This window comes from Paraclostridium sordellii, from assembly GCF_000953675.1.
Taxonomy (GTDB): Bacteria; Bacillota; Clostridia; order Peptostreptococcales; family Peptostreptococcaceae; genus Paraclostridium; species Paraclostridium sordellii.
The window spans coordinates 3,018,251-3,035,413 of the sequence record NZ_LN679998.1 but is presented as its reverse complement, the minus strand read 5'-3'; the positions used below and the strand labels follow the sequence as shown (position 1 = coordinate 3,035,413).

15 protein-coding genes are annotated in these 17,163 nt (G+C 28.8%); 13 read left to right on the top strand and 2 right to left on the bottom strand.

Going from position 1 to position 17,163, the window contains the following annotated elements:
- The 6 genes from hadB to ATCC9714_RS14660 all read left to right on the top strand — a co-directional run bounded on the left by hadB (window position 1) and on the right by ATCC9714_RS14660 (window position 7,430).
- Window positions 1-1,227, top strand: a complete 1,227-nt coding sequence (gene hadB / locus ATCC9714_RS14685) for a (R)-2-hydroxyisocaproyl-CoA dehydratase subunit alpha (RefSeq protein WP_021127658.1) — start codon at window positions 1-3, stop codon at window positions 1,225-1,227.
- Complete coding sequence (hadC, locus tag ATCC9714_RS14680; RefSeq protein WP_021127659.1) at window positions 1,227-2,354, top strand: (R)-2-hydroxyisocaproyl-CoA dehydratase subunit beta; 1,128 nt, start codon at window positions 1,227-1,229, stop codon at window positions 2,352-2,354. The genes hadB and hadC overlap by 1 nt, the downstream gene beginning before the upstream one ends.
- A 105-nt stretch (window positions 2,355-2,459) precedes the next feature.
- Window positions 2,460-3,593 carry a putative isocaproyl-CoA dehydrogenase AcdB gene (acdB, locus tag ATCC9714_RS14675; RefSeq protein ID WP_057545705.1) on the top strand — a complete coding sequence of 378 codons (1,134 nt, stop codon included), beginning with the start codon at window positions 2,460-2,462 and terminating at the stop codon, window positions 3,591-3,593.
- A 48-nt stretch (window positions 3,594-3,641) separates the two neighbouring features.
- Complete coding sequence (gene etfB / locus ATCC9714_RS14670) at window positions 3,642-4,427, top strand: electron transfer flavoprotein subunit beta (RefSeq protein WP_021127661.1); 786 nt, start codon at window positions 3,642-3,644, stop codon at window positions 4,425-4,427.
- 13 nt (window positions 4,428-4,440) lie between these two features.
- Window positions 4,441-5,493: an electron transfer flavoprotein subunit alpha/FixB family protein gene (locus ATCC9714_RS14665; RefSeq protein WP_057545706.1), complete on the top strand. Its 1,053-nt coding sequence runs from the start codon at window positions 4,441-4,443 to the stop codon at window positions 5,491-5,493.
- Window positions 5,494-5,798: 305 nt separating this feature from the next.
- Entirely contained in the window at window positions 5,799-7,430 is a 1,632-nt protein-coding gene (locus tag ATCC9714_RS14660) for a sigma-54 interaction domain-containing protein (protein ID WP_057545707.1), read from the top strand.
- 41 nt (window positions 7,431-7,471) lie between these two features.
- Here ATCC9714_RS14660 and fba read toward each other — a convergent pair whose 3' ends face one another.
- On the bottom strand, window positions 7,472-8,335 hold the full coding sequence (gene fba, locus ATCC9714_RS14655) for a class II fructose-1,6-bisphosphate aldolase (RefSeq protein WP_057545708.1): 864 nt from the start codon (window positions 8,333-8,335) through the stop codon (window positions 7,472-7,474).
- A 296-nt stretch (window positions 8,336-8,631) separates the two neighbouring features.
- On the opposite strand from fba, the gene ATCC9714_RS14650 reads away from it, so the two are divergent.
- The 3 genes from ATCC9714_RS14650 to ATCC9714_RS14640 all read left to right on the top strand — a co-directional run bounded on the left by ATCC9714_RS14650 (window position 8,632) and on the right by ATCC9714_RS14640 (window position 12,868).
- Complete coding sequence (locus tag ATCC9714_RS14650) at window positions 8,632-9,465, top strand: PRD domain-containing protein (protein WP_021122289.1); 834 nt, start codon at window positions 8,632-8,634, stop codon at window positions 9,463-9,465.
- Between the two features lie 239 nt (window positions 9,466-9,704).
- Window positions 9,705-11,363: a PTS transporter subunit EIIC gene (locus ATCC9714_RS14645; RefSeq protein ID WP_054629535.1), complete on the top strand. Its 1,659-nt coding sequence runs from the start codon at window positions 9,705-9,707 to the stop codon at window positions 11,361-11,363.
- A gap of 140 nt (window positions 11,364-11,503) precedes the next feature.
- The gene (locus tag ATCC9714_RS14640; RefSeq protein ID WP_057545709.1) at window positions 11,504-12,868 is read left to right on the top strand and encodes a DUF3298 domain-containing protein; all 1,365 of its coding nucleotides are present in this window, start codon (window positions 11,504-11,506) and stop codon (window positions 12,866-12,868) included.
- A 35-nt stretch (window positions 12,869-12,903) separates the two neighbouring features.
- On the opposite strand, the gene sleC is transcribed toward ATCC9714_RS14640, so the two are convergent.
- The gene (sleC, locus tag ATCC9714_RS14635; protein WP_054629537.1) at window positions 12,904-14,175 is read right to left on the bottom strand and encodes a spore cortex-lytic germination protein SleC; all 1,272 of its coding nucleotides are present in this window, start codon (window positions 14,173-14,175) and stop codon (window positions 12,904-12,906) included.
- 128 nt (window positions 14,176-14,303) lie between these two features.
- On the opposite strand from sleC, the gene ATCC9714_RS14630 reads away from it, so the two are divergent.
- Genes ATCC9714_RS14630 through ATCC9714_RS14615 form a run of 4 tightly spaced genes read left to right on the top strand, consistent with a single transcriptional unit; the run spans window position 14,304 to window position 17,147 of the window.
- Complete coding sequence (locus tag ATCC9714_RS14630; protein WP_057545710.1) at window positions 14,304-15,023, top strand: PrsW family intramembrane metalloprotease; 720 nt, start codon at window positions 14,304-14,306, stop codon at window positions 15,021-15,023.
- A gap of 21 nt (window positions 15,024-15,044) precedes the next feature.
- Window positions 15,045-15,866, top strand: coding sequence for a hypothetical protein (locus tag ATCC9714_RS14625; RefSeq protein WP_057545711.1), 822 nt, complete (start codon window positions 15,045-15,047; stop codon window positions 15,864-15,866).
- A complete protein-coding gene (gene lepB / locus ATCC9714_RS14620) occupies window positions 15,853-16,392 on the top strand; it encodes a signal peptidase I (RefSeq protein WP_409339670.1) in 540 nt (179 codons plus the stop codon). The genes ATCC9714_RS14625 and lepB overlap by 14 nt, the downstream gene beginning before the upstream one ends.
- 8 nt (window positions 16,393-16,400) lie before the next feature.
- Complete coding sequence (locus ATCC9714_RS14615; protein ID WP_054629539.1) at window positions 16,401-17,147, top strand: sugar phosphate isomerase/epimerase family protein; 747 nt, start codon at window positions 16,401-16,403, stop codon at window positions 17,145-17,147.
- The last annotated feature ends 16 nt before the right edge of the window (window positions 17,148-17,163 follow it).

The window sequence follows — 17,163 nt, the reverse complement described above, 5'->3', positions numbered from 1 at the left end:
ATGTCTGAAAAAAAAGATGCTAAAACAGTAATTAACGAGCTCTTAGCTGAGCAGTATGCAAATGCTTTTAAAGCTAAAGAAGAAGGTAGACCAGTTGGTTGGGCTACTTCAGTATTTCCACAGGAATTAGCAGAAGTATTTGACTTAAACTTATGTTATCCAGAAAATCATGCAGCAGGAGTAGCGGCGAAAAAAGAATCCTTAGATTTATGTGAGAGAGCAGAAGCTAAAGGATATTCTATAGATTTATGTGCTTATGCTAGAGCCAATTTTGGATTTTTAGAAAAAGGAAAAAGTGATACTTTAAATATGCCTACACCAGACTTTTTGCTATGTTGTAACAATATATGTGATCAAGTTATAAAATGGTATGAAAATATATCAAAAGAATTAAATATTCCTATGATTATGATAGATGTACCTTTTAATAATGAAGATCATGTTACAGATGAAAGAGTTGAATACATTAAAGCACAGTTTGAAGAAGCAATAAAAGAGCTTGAAAAAATATCAGGCAAGAAATTTGATCCTAAAAAATTTGAAGAAGTAATGAAGATATCAGCAGAAAACGGTAGACTTTGGAAATATTCAATGAGCTTGCCTGAAGGATCAGACCCATCTCCAATGAACGGATTTGATTTATTTACGTATATGGCAGTAATAGTATGTGCTAGAGGTAAAAAAGAGACTACTGAAGCATTTAAAATTTTAATAGAAGAATTAGAAGAAAATAAGAAAAATAAAATATCTACATTTAGAGGAGAAGAAAAATACAGAATAATGATGGAAGGAATACCTTGCTGGCCTACTATAGGTTTTAAAATGAAAACACTAGCAAAATATGGAGTGAATATGACAGGTAGTGTTTACCCACATGCTTGGGCACTTCAATATGAAGTTAATGATCTTGATGGAATGGCAAGAGCTTACAGTGGAATGTTTAATAATGTTAACTTAGATAAAATGACCGAATTTAGAGTGAACTCTTTAAGAGATGGTAAATGTGATGGAGCTTTCTATCATATGAATAGAAGCTGTAAACTTATGAGTTTGATTCAGTATGAAATGCAAAGACAAACTGAAGAAATTACAAAAATACCATCAGCTGGGTTTGATGGAGATCAAGCTGATCCTAGAGCATTTACTAAAGCTCAATTTGAGACTAGAATACAAGGTCTAGTTGAAGTTATGGAAGAGAGAAAAAATCTTAATAGAGGTGAAATATAATGGAATCTATTTTAGCAACAATGAAAGAAGCTGTTGAAAATCCAAATGAAGCTGTAAAAAATTTTAAAAAAGATACTGGAAATAAAGCTATAGGTTGTTTTCCTGTTTACTGTCCAGAAGAAATAATTCATGCAGGAGGTATGCTTCCTGTAGGAATATGGGGTGGACACACTGAATTAGATTTAGCAAAACAATATTTTCCAGCGTTTGCATGTTCAATAATGCAATCATCTTTAGAATTTGGTCTTAAAGGAGCTTACAACGAACTTTCAGCTGTTATAATACCAGGAATGTGTGATACATTAATTTGTTTAGGCCAAAACTGGAAAGTTGCAGTTCCTAAAGTGCCTTATATAGCATTGGTATATCCTCAAAATAGAAAATTAGAATCAGGTGTGAAATATCTAGTAAATGAATTTAAAAATATTAAAAAAGAGTTAGAGAAAATATGTGGTCATGAGATAACAGAAGAGAAATTACAAGATAGTATAGATGTTTACAATGAGCATAGAAAAGTAATGCAAGAATTTGTAGCATTATCTCCTAAATATCCAGAAACTATAAAACCTTCAGTTAGAAACTTAGTTATAAAAAGTGGATTCTTCATGAGAAAAGAAAAGCATACTGAATTAGTTAAAAGTCTTATAGCTAATCTTAAGAAAATGGAAACTGAAGAATGTATGGGAAGTAAAGTTATACTTACTGGGATTTCATTAGACTCAAAAGATATTTTAGATATTTTAGAAGAAAACAATATAACTGTTGTTGGAGATGATTTAGCTCAAGAGTCTAGACAATTTAGAACTTTAGTGCCAGAAGGAAAAGATGCTTTAGAAAGACTTGCAAGACAGTGGTCAAACATAGAAGGATGTTCATTAGCTTATGATCCAGAGAAAAAGCGTGGATCTATGATAGTGGATGAAGTAAAAGCTAAAGGTGCAGATGGAGTAATATTCTGTATGATGAAGTTCTGTGATCCAGAAGAATACGATTATCCAGTGGTTAAAGGAGATATTGAATCAAAAAATATACCTACATTATATATAGAGGTAGATCAACAAACATCAAATAATGAGCAAGTAAGAACTCGTATTCAAGCCTTCTCTGAAATGCTTAGCTTCGCCTAAATTTATATTTGCAACAATCGAAATCTATATAATCACTATTTATAAAGATTTCGTTTTTATAATATCTCATATCAAAAATATTAGAATATAAAAATGGAGGAGAATATGATATTTAATAAAGAGCAAGAACTTTTAAGAAAAGCTGTAAGAGATTTTGTAAGCAGAGAAATGGCAACTTTACCAGAAGAAATTGATAAAACTGGAGAAATGCCTAGAGAATTATTAGATAAAATGGCTCAAACAAAATATACAAGTGTTACTATACCTCAGGAATATGGGGGAGCAGGTGCTGATTACGTATCATATGCAATAATCATGGAAGAACTTAGTAGAAGATGTGCATCCACTGGAACTTATGCAACTGCAGCAGCATCTTTAGTATCACTGCCAATACTTAACTATGGGACTGAAGAACAAAAACAAAAATATTTAAGAGGTATCGCATCAGGTGAAATGATAGGTGCTTTTGGGTTAACAGAACCAGGAGCAGGATCTGATGCTTCGGCTCAACAAACAACAGCAGAACTGGATGGGGATTATTATATATTAAATGGAAGAAAAACATTTATAACTAATGCACCTATATGTGATTTTGCCATAGTAATTGCAGTTACAGATAGGTCAAAAGGATTAAAGGGAACAACGGCATTCATAGTAGAGAGTAATTTGGAAGGATTTTCTCATGGAGCGCATGAAGACAAAATGGGTATTAGGGGAACTCAAACTTCAGATCTAATATTTGAAAATGTTAAAGTACCTAAAGAAAACTTATTAGGAAAAGAAGGCATAGGATTTAAAATAGCAATGAAAACTCTTGATGCTGGTAGAATCGGAGTTGCAGCTCAAGCTTTAGGAGTTGCTCAAGGTGCCCTTGATGAAGCTATCAAATATACAAAAGAGAGAGTTCAATTTGGTAAAACTCTTTCTAAATTCCAAAATACTCAGTTTACTCTAGCTGATATGGAAACAAAGGTAAATGCCGCTAGATGGTTAGTTTATGATGCAGCACAAAAGAAAGATGCTGGAATGAATATGACTAAAGAGTCAGCTATGGCTAAATATTATGCAGCAGAAATAGCTAATGAAGTTGCTTATAAAGCCCTACAATTACATGGTGGATATGGATTTATAAAAGATTATCCAATTGAAAGAATATATAGAGATGCAAGAATAATGTCTATATACGAAGGTACTTCAGAAGTTCAAAAAATGGTAATCGCTTCAAGCATTTTAAAATAAACTAAACCTTTAAAAATATTTTATACTAGTTAAATGGAGGTAAAGACTTTGAAAATATTAGTTTGCGTAAAACAAGTTCCAGATACTAATGAAGTTAGAATAAATAAAGAGACGGGAACTCTTATAAGAGATGGGGTTCCAAGTATACTAAACCCAGATGATGCAAATGCATTAGAGGAAGCTTTAAAATTAAAAGATATACATGAAGGATCAACAGTAACCGTAATAACTATGGGACCGCCTCAAGCTGATTTTATGCTTAGAGAATGTTTAGCCATGGGAGCTGATGAAGCTATACTTCTTAGTGATAGAGCATTTGGAGGAGCTGATACTTGGGCTACTTCAAATACAATTGCAGCAGGAATTAAAAAAATTGGAGACTATGATATAGTATTTGCTGGAAGACAAGCGATAGATGGAGATACTGCTCAAGTTGGTCCACAAATAGCTGAAAAACTTGATATACCTCAAGTTACTTATGTGCAAAAATTCTCCATAGATGGGGATACAATAACGGTACAAAGACAATTAGAGGATGGATACGAAGTAATTAAAGTTAAAAAACCTGTTCTTTTAACAGCTGTTAAAGAATTAAACGAACCAAGACATATGTCTGTTGATAAAATAGTAAAAGCTTTTAAAACAGATATAAAAGTTTGGACAATAGATGATTTAGATGTAAATAAGGATGAAGTTGGACTTAAAGCATCGCCAACTAAAGTATTTAGATCATTTACACCAGAGCCAAGAGGTAAAGGTGAAATACTTAAAGGTAATCCAGAAGAAATTGTGAATACAGTACTAGTAGGATTAAAACAAAAGCACATTATATAAGTTGGAGGTTAAAATGGATACAAAAATAAATGAAACTATAAAAGACTTTAGCTCATACAAAAATGTTTGGGTATTTGCAGAACAAAGAGATGGGGTAATCACACCTGTTGTAATAGAATTGCTTGGAGAAGGTAGAAAATTAGCTGATGAAGTGGGAGTTAAACTTTGTGCAATATTATTAGGTAAAGATGTAGATTATATGGCAAAAGAACTAGTTGATTATGGAGCGGATATAGTTTATACAGCAGATGATATTTTATTAGAAAACTTTACAACTGATGCTTATACAAAAGTCATATCTGATGCAATAAATGAATTAAAGCCAGAAATAGTACTTTATGGAGCTACACACATAGGAAGAGATTTAGCTCCAAGAATAGCTTCAAGAGTAAACACTGGGCTTACTGCAGATTGCACTAAACTTGAAATAGATAAAGAAGATAAAAAATTAAAACAAACTCGTCCAGCTTTTGGTGGTAATATAATGGCTACAATTATATGCCCTAACAATAGACCTCAAATGTCTACAGTTAGACCAGGGGTTATGGAAAAAGCAGAAAAAAATAGTTCAAAAAGTGGAGAAATAGTTCCTTTACCATTTAATTTAACTAAAGATGATATAAGAGTAGAAGTAGTTGAAACTGTAAAAATAAAAAAAGATTTAGTATCTTTAACTGATGCAAACATAATAGTATCTGGAGGCCTTGGAATAGGAGGACCAGAAGGATTTGAAATGTTAAAAGAATTAGCAGATAAATTAGATGGGGTTGTAGGGGCATCTCGTGCAGCTGTTGATGCTGGGTGGATAGACCATTCATATCAAATCGGTCAAACTGGAACGACTGTTAAACCGAACCTTTACATAGCTTGTGGTATATCTGGAGCTATACAACATTTAGCAGGTATGCAATCCTCTGACTTTATTATAGCTATAAATAAAAATGAAACAGCTCCTATATTTGATATAGCAGATTATGGAATAGTTGGAGATGTAAAAGAGATAGTTCCACTATTTATTGAAAAATTAGATAGTGTAGATGATTTGATTGAATTGGTTAATGTGTAAATTATAGTAAATTTAAAATACTTGGATAGATTTTATATTTCATAGAAACCCTAACTTAAATAATCCTTATATATAATATTAATATTATATATAAGGATTATTTTATTATTATAAGATTCATCTGATATTAACTATATAAAACAAAATAAAATATATATAATTCTACAAAACATAAGATTTAATAAAAAATTAACAGCAATTATAAATTAAGTATTTTTAAATGCTATAATATTATTGTATAGGAAAGTCAATTTTTATGTTTCAACAGTGAATTTAACTTACTAAATAAGGAAGGGCTGAAGAAAGTGTACAATGATTTTAGAGGCTTTATCAATCACTTAGAGAATCCTGCAATTTTATGCAAGGAAAATGGTGAAATACTAGAATTTAATTCGCAAATGAAAAATATTTTGAAATTTGTAGATGTGGACAAGCCATCAAATATAGCTGATTTAGATAGTACATTTAGTAATAAAGATAGTTTTTCAAATAATAGAAAAAATATAAGACTTAGAGACTTAAACATATTTGTAGATATTTATCCTGTTAGAGACTGTAAAAATGAAATACAATATATCTATTTATTTGAAAAAACTATGATAACGGATAATATTGTTGAGGACATAATTGAGCATATAGATGAGGTTGTAGTTATATTTAATAAAGATGGTGTTATAGAAAAAATGAATAGCTTATGCGATGAAATACTTCCATTTAAAAGAAAAGATGTTTTAGGGAGAAGTATTGATAAGTTAGTTTATATGGGGTTAGTAGAAGAACCAATAATACTTAATATGCTAGAGGTTAAGAAAAAAACTTATAAAAATATAGTCTATCCTGGGGGAAAAGTAATAGCATATACGGCAGTTCCTATATTTGATAATGAGGAAAATGTAAAAGGTGGGGTATTAACAGGAAGGGATATTTCTAGAGTTATAAACTTAGAATCGCATACTAAGCATAATGGAATAGAAACTAGTTCAGAGTATATAAGCAAAAGTAAAGTTATGGAGAACATAAAAAATTTAGTAAAAAGAGCAGCTGCATCTGATTCAGCAATTTTTATAACTGGGGAATCTGGAGTGGGTAAAGAAATAGTAGCTAGAACAATATGTAAATACAGTCCCAGAAGAGACAAACCTTTTATAGCTATAAACTGTGGGGCAATTCCTAATGAATTACTAGAATCTGAGTTTTTTGGATACGAGGAAGGTGCATTTACTGGAGCCAAAAAATGTGGGAGAAAAGGTTTATTTGAACAGGCAAATGGAGGGACTATATTCTTGGATGAGATAGGGGAATTACCACTTCAAATGCAAAAAAAATTACTTAGAGTTATACAAGAAAATACAGTAACTAGGGTTGGTGGAAGTAAACCAATTAAAATTAATGTAAGATATATAAGCGCTACTAATATATCAAATGAGGATTTACATGATAATTTTAAATTTAGACAAGATTTATATTATAGACTTAGTGTAATACCTATAAAAATACCTCCACTTCGAGAAAGAAAGGAAGATATTGAGCCTTTAGTTGAACATTTCTTGAGTTTATACAATGATAAATACAATAGAGATGTAAAGATTTCTCCTCAGGTTATGAATTTACTAAATAGTCATTCTTGGCCTGGCAATATAAGAGAATTGAAGAATATTATTGAAAGATTTATAGTACTATCAGTTAAAAATACTATAGGAGAAGATGAGTTTAATATGCTTAAAAATTTAGATGATACATCTAGGGAAAGAACTTTTGAACTGCCTATAGTGGTAAATGGAATTGTGAATTTAAATGAAGCATATAAAATAGTAGATCAAATAATTATACCTAGAGCTATAGATAGATATGGCTCAATTACAAAGGCATCAGAACAGATAGGTATAAATTCATCTACTATACATAGAAAAATAAAGAGTGGATATATAAAACTTTAAATAAAAAAAGCTATCTCAGGTGAGATAGCTTTTAATTTATATTAAGCTTTGTTTACAGAACCGAATAATTCCATTTTTTCTTTTACAATTGATTTTATAGATTCGAATCCTGGAGCAAGAAGCTTACGAGGGTCAAAACCTTTGCCTTGTAAGTCTTTTCCTTCTTCTATATATTTACGAGTTGCAGCAGCAAAAACTAATTGACACTCAGTGTTAACATTTATTTTAGATACACCTAAAGAGATAGCTTTTTGTATCATATCAGCAGGTATACCAGTTCCACCGTGTAAAACTAGTGGCATATCACCTGTAGCTTTATTTATTGCTTCTAAAGCATCAAAGTTTAATCCAGCCCAGTTTTTAGGATATTGTCCATGTATGTTACCTATACCAGCAGCTAACATATCAACTCCTAAGTCAGCTATTAATTTACATTCGTTAGGATCTGCTATTTCACCAGCACCAACAACTCCATCTTCTTCTCCACCTATAGAACCAACTTCTGCTTCTACAGATATTCCTTTAGCGTGAGCTATATCTATTATTTCTTTTGTTTTAGCTATATTTTCTTCTATAGAGTAGTGAGAACCATCAAACATAACAGAAGAGAATCCTGCTTCTATTACTTTTTTAGCTCCCTCGTAACTACCATGGTCTAAATGTAGAGCAACTGGAACAGTTATATTTAATTCTTCTAACATTCCATTAACCATACCAACTATAGTTTTATATCCTCCCATATACTTACCAGCACCTTCAGATACCCCTAATATAACTGGAGAATTGTTTTCCTGAGCAGTAAGTAAAATTGCTTTAGTCCATTCTAAGTTATTGATGTTGAATTGACCAACAGCATACTTACCTTCTCTAGCTTTGTTTAACATTTCTTTAGCTGAAACTAACATATTAAAAACCTCCATAAGAAAATTAACCTTTAACGACTTTGTTAAAAAGTTATGTATATATCTAATGCATATTATACCCTAAAAAAAGAAAAATGAAAATAAAATATTAAATTAGATTTACACTTTAGATTTATACTAATATTAAAATATAGTCTAATAAAATATTTAAATATTTCGAGAATTTATTATTTAAGTAAACAATTTGGTATACTTAAAGTAGGAAATATTGTATATTATATAAGGTAAAATAGTAATTAAGCACATTCTCATATAATCTATGGCCAAGGAGGGAATATATGTATAGAATTGTAAAAAGCTTTAATAATAACGTTATTTTATGTATAGAAGAAGGGAAAAATAAAGAGTGTATACTAGTAGGTAGTGGAATTGGATTTAAAGCATCTGTAAATTCCATATTTGATAATGTAGAAAAGATTGAAAAAATATTTGTTATAAATGAAGAGCGATATAAAAGTTTAGAGGAATTATACGATACAATTAATCCAAGCTATATTGGAGTTGCAACTGAAAGTTTATCTACATTAGATGGTAGTATCGAACTTGATATTAATAACAAATCTCACATGGCCTTACTAGATCACTTAGTGTTTGCTATAGAAAGATATTATGATGATATATGCCTGGAAAACCAATTCAAAGCAGAATTAAAAGCCTTATATGAATATGAGTGGGAGTTAGCTAAAAAAATAGTAGATTTTATTAATAAATCTTTAGGGATAAATCTTACAGAAGATGAAGTTGCTTTTGTAACTATGCATATAAATGGAATATTAAATAAAACTAAGGCAGTAGACAGTGCAAAACAAGCTGTAATAATAAAAGAATCAATTGATTTTCTGGAGAAGGAACTAGATATAAGAATAAGCAAAGATTCAATTTATTATAATAGATTGATAATTCACCTAAGATTAGCTATAAATAGAACGGTCAAAGGGATATATGAGGAAAACATGCTCCTAGAACATATAAAAGAAAAGCTTAGCAATTCATTTAATATATCAAAATTATTATGTGAATATTTAAACACAAATCATAATATAGAATTAAATGAAGGTGAGATGGGATTTATAGCATTACATATAGATAGATTAATGACAAAAACTATGTAGAAAAAAGTCGGGAAAGTGTTTACAAGGAATAATTTGCATGATATAATTTAAATATACAATAAATAGCGTGTTACTGGTAAAGCAGGCAAGAGCTAAGATATTTTTATTTTGACGTATTATTTTATAATACGCAAAATATGAATATTTTAGCTCTTTTTTATTTATCATAGTAATAACATATGTGATTTTAAAAATTTTTAAATTAAATATCTTAGAATTAAATAAGGAGGAATTATAATATGCTTCAGTTTTTACAAAGAATAGGTAAAGCTATAATGCTTCCAATCGCAGCATTACCTGTTGCAGGTATTTTACTTGGAGTTGGTGGAGCTTTACTTAATATAGCAGCATTACAAAATGCACCAGCTATATATCAACCTCTTATAGGGTTTGTATCAATTCCAGCAGTTACTGTAATATTAAAAATAATGCAAGGAGTAGGAGATATAGTATTTGGAAACTTACCACTTCTATTTGCAGTAGGTACAGCTGTAGGTCTTGCTAAAGAAGACAAAGGTACATCTGCACTTGCTTCAGTATTTGGATTCTTAATAATGAATCAAGTTATAAGTGTATTATTAGGATTAGGAGTTACTCAGTTAGGTGTTATAACACCAGATAATACTCCGGCTCAATATGCAACATATGTAACTACTACATTAGGTATACATACACTTAATATGTCAGTATTTGGGGGTATTATAACAGGTATAGTTACAGCTACATTACACAATAAATACTATAATATACAATTACCTCAAGTTATAGGATTCTTCTCAGGATCAAGATTTGTTCCAATAGTAGTTTCTATAGTTATGGCAATTGTAGGTGCTCTACTAGCATATATATGGCCATTTGTTCAAGATGGAATAGCATATATAGCATTAGGTGTTAATAATGCAGGCGTAATAGGAACATTTTTCTATGGACTTATTGAAAGAGCTTTAATACCATTTGGATTACACCATGTATTCTATACACCATTCTGGTTTGGTTCTTTTGTTGATGGACATGTTTTAATAGATGGAGCTTGGCAAACTGTTCAAGGTGCTAACTATGCGTACTTTGCTCAATTAGGAAGTATGCAAGATTTAGTAGGAGCATCTCCAGAGACTATGGCGAAAATAGTTTCAGGAACAACAAGATTTATGGCCGGTAAATTCCCATTCATGATGTTTGGATTACCAGCAGCAGCATTAGCTATGTATCATACAGCAGCACCAAGTAAGAAAAAAATTGTAGGAAGTTTATTATTATCAGCAGCAGTTACATCTTTCTTAACTGGTATAACAGAACCTTTAGAGTTCACATTCTTATTTGTTGCACCAGTTTTATATGGAGTTCACTGTATACTTGCAGGTATATCATTCTTATTAATGGATTTATTAAATGTATTTATAGGAATGACATTCTCTGGAGGGTTTATAGATTTCTCACTATTTGGGATACTTCCAGCAGGAGCAGGAGTACCAACTAATTGGTTAAGAGTTATAATGGTTGGAGCTGTATATGCAGTAGTTTACTACTTCTTATTCAAGTTCTTAATACTTAAGTTTAATTTAAAAACTCCAGGTAGAGATGAGAATGAAGAAGAAACTAAGTTATATACTAAAGCTGACTATCAAGCAGGAAAAGGTGCTAAAAGTGGAAATAGTGAAATAGAAGAAAATGCACCATATGTTTTAGAAGCATTAGGTGGATCTGAAAATATAGTTTCAGTAGATGCATGTATAACTAGACTAAGAGTAGAGGTTAAAGATACAACAAAAGTTGAAAAAGATAAATTTAAATCATTAGGAGCAGTTGGTGTTATGGAAGTCGGTAAAGGTATACAAGTAATATATGGAGCTAAAGCTGATGCATATAAACAACAAATAAATAAAATTTTAGGAAAATAAATTTAAGGTCTTAAAGTAAAATACTTTAAGACCTTTTTCTATAAATTAATATAAAATCAATATATTACCAAAAGACAATTATAATATTTTTTTATTATATTCAAACAATAATATATACAATTGTCTAGGAGGAATATATTATGTATAGATTTAAAAAATTTATATTTTATATAAGTATTAGCACTTTAGCTATAATATTTCTTTTTATTGTGATAGGCACACAATATGAAAGTAAAATAGATTTAAAAAATTTAAAGACTTCAATAATTCAAGGATTTAAGAGTGTAAGAATTAAAGAGGAAAAATATAAATTAAATTATGATGGTATTACATTTGCGATTAATATGCCTATAGTAGAATATGAAGATAAAAATATAGAAAGGTATATAAATACGTATATAAGGAAAAATGTAAATCAATTTATTAATTTAAAAAAACAACAAAGAGATATTTCTTCAAAGCATGATGATGTAAAGGTAAAAGTAAATTTTCACACAGCCTTTGAAGATAAAAATTTATTGAATATTATAATATATAAGGATATATATATAAAAGAAAAGAATTATGAGAGAGTAAAAGATAGTTATGTTTTTGATTTAAAAACTGGACAAAGAGTATATATAGATAATTTCTTGAAAAATAATGAGGATTATAAACATATTTTAGAAAATTATATACTTAATAAAATAGATAAAAATAAAATAGATATAAATAAGAATAAAATTACTATTAATAAATATACCAACTATTATATAACAGATGAAGGAATAGGAATATACTTTAACCCATACCAAATAAGTAAAAGAAAAGAAATATATGAATTTAAAGTACCATCTACAGTTTTTATAAAAAAAGTTAAAACCTTGAAGACAAGTCCCATAGTGGCACAAGTAGATACTCAAACTATAACAAAAAATAATGATTATATTAACAGCATTGTAAATATTCCAATAGTTTTAACAGATAACAAATCCATTGAAAAAAATATAAATGATACTATAAAAACAGATATAATGAAATCTTATTATGCTGTTGAAGAAGATGCTAAAAATTATCTTTCTAATACTCCAAAAGAGTATATACAACCATATATATATAATGTTAATTTTGATGTAAAAAAAAATAGTGATAATATGTTGAGTATACTGGTTAAATATTATCAATTTAGTGGTGGAGCACATGGAATGTATGAAAATAAATCTTATAATATTTATATGAAAGATGGTAAATTTTTAGAGTTAAAAGACTTTTTTAAAACTAACTCAGATTATAAAAAAGTTATAAATGATGAAATAAGAAATCAAATAAAGAATAAGAAAGACCAAGTATATGGCTTTAAATCTATATCAGATAAACAGAAATTTTATATCGAAGATGATAATATAGTAATATATTTTGATTTATATGATATAGCTCCATTTGCAGCAGGGATACCTGAGTTTAAAATAAATATAAATCAAATAAGTCATATATTAGATGAAAAATATATAGATATATTTAAATAGCGTAGTATTTTACTACGCTATTTAAATATTTTTTATTATATTGTTGGATTTAGCGATGCTATTTTTGTAACAGCTACATAAATTCTAGAAAGCTCATACCATGTTTTAAAATCTACAACACCACTTTTAGGTAAACCGAATATTCCTTGAAACTCTTTTATGGAGTTTGCTAGAGCATCACCAAATATACCATCTTCTCTAACTTTTGGTATTGCAGGATATGCATTAGATATGGCATTTAATTGATTTTGAACTGTTTGTACATCCTTACCTTTAGAACCTATTTGTAGAACTTCTCCAGGAAAAGAAACAGGAACACCACTAACTACAGGAGCTTTTTCAAAAACTATTCCCTCTCCATAAAAAGACCTTAAAATTTCTTCATAACTAAGACCTTGGTCTCCTAAATCTTTACTTCCCCATTGTGTCATTTGCCCAGGACATTGAGATTTTACACCATCACAGTACTGAGCTAGCAGAGGTTGCCTAGCTGTAGGAGGTCTTTTTATAAAGGTATTAAAAATTTCATCTACTACAACACTGATGGTATCAAATACATTTCTTTCATGTATATATTTATGGTCAAAAGCAGTTGTTGATGTGATTGTAAAATTATAGCCCTTACTTCTATACCACTCTGTAAATACCCTGTTTAATGTAAAAGATATTATTGCAATAATATTAGCAAAAATAGTTTCTGTTGGCCATGTTGAATATATTTCAGAAGACGCTACATTTTTTATATAGTCTTTAAAGTAAACCCAGTAGTTAGGCGCATTTTTATCTTCTGGCATGCCATCATGTACAACTACAAACTCTGGGACAACCGGATTATCTAAAACAACGAAGCCTGTTGGAGGAGGCAATGGTTTTAAGTCACTTTCAGGTATTTTAGGAGGGTAGTTTCCCCATAAAGTATGAGCACCTATATCTATTATTATCTCATTTTGTCTAGAATACGATCTGCGACTTCTTTGTCTTGGATTCATTCGTATACCTTGCTGAGCTATTACTGTAGCTAAAACTTGGGTTCCATTTATTATGATTGTTTCGTATCCATCCTTTATAACTTCGACTACGTACTGGCTATAAGGTCTGACATCACTTGGTTGCTGTGAGTATATTAAGTCGGGAGCTGCTAAATTTAGACCAATTACTTGACCAGATATATCAGTTTTTAAATTTGTATAAATTGTGCTAGCAACTGTATTATCATCACCCATTGAATATATATTTACGGTAGCATCAGCTATAGGGAAGTTATTAGTACTATCTACAACACTTACAGTTAAAAAACCATCTTGCATAAAAAAACTCCTTTCTATAAATAATGTCTATATCAATATATAGTATGAAGAATTATATTATTTTGTTAAGAGATTTGGAAATAATATATAAAGCATTAACTTATTAAAAAAGAAAGGTAAGTATTTTTATGAAATTAGATTTATTAATTATAGCAATAGCTCCTAGTTTGGCTTTCTTAATATGGATATATATAAAAGATAAATATGAAAAAGAACCAATAAAATTTTTAATTAAAGTATTTTCTATTGGGGCATTGATAAGTATACCTGCAATAGCTATAGAAGATTTTCTTATTAAAGTTTATATAAATAATGAATATATATATTTAATTTATATATCTTTTATAGTGGCAGCCCTAACAGAAGAATTTTTAAAATATATTGTTCTTGTAAGTTGTGTATTAAATAGTAAATACTATACTGAAAAACTTGATGGTATAGTTTATAGCGTATTTTTAACATTAGGATTTGCAACTATAGAGAATATAATTTATATATTTGGAGAGAGCTACTTAAGTGTATTAGAGCTTGGATTAAGCAGAGCTTTAATTTCTATACCTGCTCACATAATGTTTGCAATAACCATGGGATATTACTTATCTATATACAAGTTTAATAAAGACAATAAAAAGAAAAAAAGGATATATTTATTTAAAGTTTTATTTTTTCCAGTATTATTTCATGGAATTTTTGATTTTTTATTAATACTAGAGGCTAATTGGTCTACAGTTTTATTTTTAATATACTTAGTATATTTATGGAAAATAAATTTAGATAAGCTAGATAAATATACAGATTATGCAAGAAAAAGATTTATAAGAAGAAAAAGGAAATTAATTAAAAAATAATCATGTAATAGGAGTGGTTAAATGAGATATATAAATAGAAGTCAAGAATTAGTAATATGTAAATTTTTACAAAGATATGATTATGATGGGGTTTTAGATATATTAATAGAAGCAGATATAGAAAGTGGAGATTTATATACTTTACTAAACTCATGTAAGTATGCTACAAATTTTGATTTTAAAAATGCTCTAAATCATGCCAATAATTTAAGTGAAGTTATGTTAGAAAGAAAAGAAATTAAAAATCTTATAATTAATTTGAAAAATTTAAATAATGGTGAACCAGAAGATATTTTATCTGAATTGATAGAAAATATAAAGATACAAATAGTCAATGAAGAATATATAGATTTTTTGGGTAGATTATATAGATTAAAAGAGGCATTATTTAAATATATATTTGTAAATACGAAGGAAGGTAAAAAATATAAGGTTTCAATGCATGGGAATATGGTATCTAAGAAAAATATACTATACACTCTTAAAAAGAAGTATAATATATATAATGGAAATCTAATACATGGTGTAACTCAATATATAAAGCGATATCTTAAGCAAACTAAAAGAATGGACAAGGTATTAGAAATACTAAATGGAGAAAGACTTGAAAACTTAATTAGATTAAGAAATGAAAGTCCTGTAGGACATGGATTTAGAGGTGTAAGTAAAGAAGATATTGAAGAGATATATGGAAGTCCCATGGAAGTTGTACATGATTTGATTAAGGCCTGTGAACTTTTAGACTTAGGAATAAATACTAAAAAGTATGAACATATAAATGATATTATCATAGAGCTTTTATCAAAATATGTAGAGTATAGAGGAGATGATGAATTTGAGTAAGAATTTTAAGAAAGAAATAATAGAGTGGACCAAAATAATTGTTGCATCGATAGCAATAGCATTAGTAATAACTCACTTTGTTAAACCAACATTAGTCCAAGGGACATCTATGTACCCTACACTTGAAGAAAAAGATTATTTAATAATAAATAGAGTTGCTTATAATAATAATGAGCCTAAAAGAGGGGATATAATAGTATTTAAAACAGACTTAATTCAGGCTAATGGAAAGGAAAAAGACTTGGTTAAGAGAGTTATAGCAGTACCAGGAGACCATATAAGAATAATAGATAATAAAGTTTATTTAAATGGAAAGCTTCAAAATGAATCATATGTCCATGGAGAAAAAACAGAAGGTGATATAGATATGACTATACCAAAAGGATATGTTTTTGCTATGGGAGATAACAGAGAAAATAGTATGGATAGTAGAGACCAGCAAGTAGGTCTTGTGAACGAAAAAGATATAATGGGAAAAGTTATTATAAGATTGCTACCGTTTGATAAGATAGGAAAAGTTTCTTAAGGTAAATTATGAGATTTGGAATATCTGCACTAGTTCACGAGATAAATAAAGCTATTGAAATCTGTAAAAAAAATGATTTTATAAATCATATAGAAATAGGAATTGATAACTTATACGAATGTAAAGCTGTACTAAATTATATTGAAGAATTTAAATCAAATGACATAAGTATCGGTATACATCTACCTATGGAACTTAATACATGTGAAAATATTGAGTATATAAGAAATTCTTGGGTTAAATATATTGAAGAATTTAAAGAAAAATTAAATCCTTTAGATATAAAATATTTTAATATTCATTTAGGATATGTTATAAAAACTAGATTTGATAAAAATAAAAATAAATATCTAGATAATACTGTTGATTTTATTGAAAAAATAAATGTACCTAGTAAAGTTTTTATAGAAAACACGTATACTAAAGGAGGAGATATTTGCAATATAGGAACAACGGTAGATGAATTTGAATATATATTTAATAATATAACTAGAAAAAATACAGAGTTTTGTTATGATACTGGTCACAATTTAATAAATAGTGATAAGTATATAGATAAGCTAAGAGAAAAAATAAATTTAGTTCATTTAAGTGATAATAATGGAATTAATGACTCTCATGATAGTATAGGAACAGGAAAACTAGATTTAGAAGAAGTTAGATACTTAATAAATTTAAAACCTGAATTTATTGTACTGGAAGTTAGACATGAAAATATAAACGAATCAATTAAGATAATAGAACGATTTATATAATATAAATCGTTCTAAA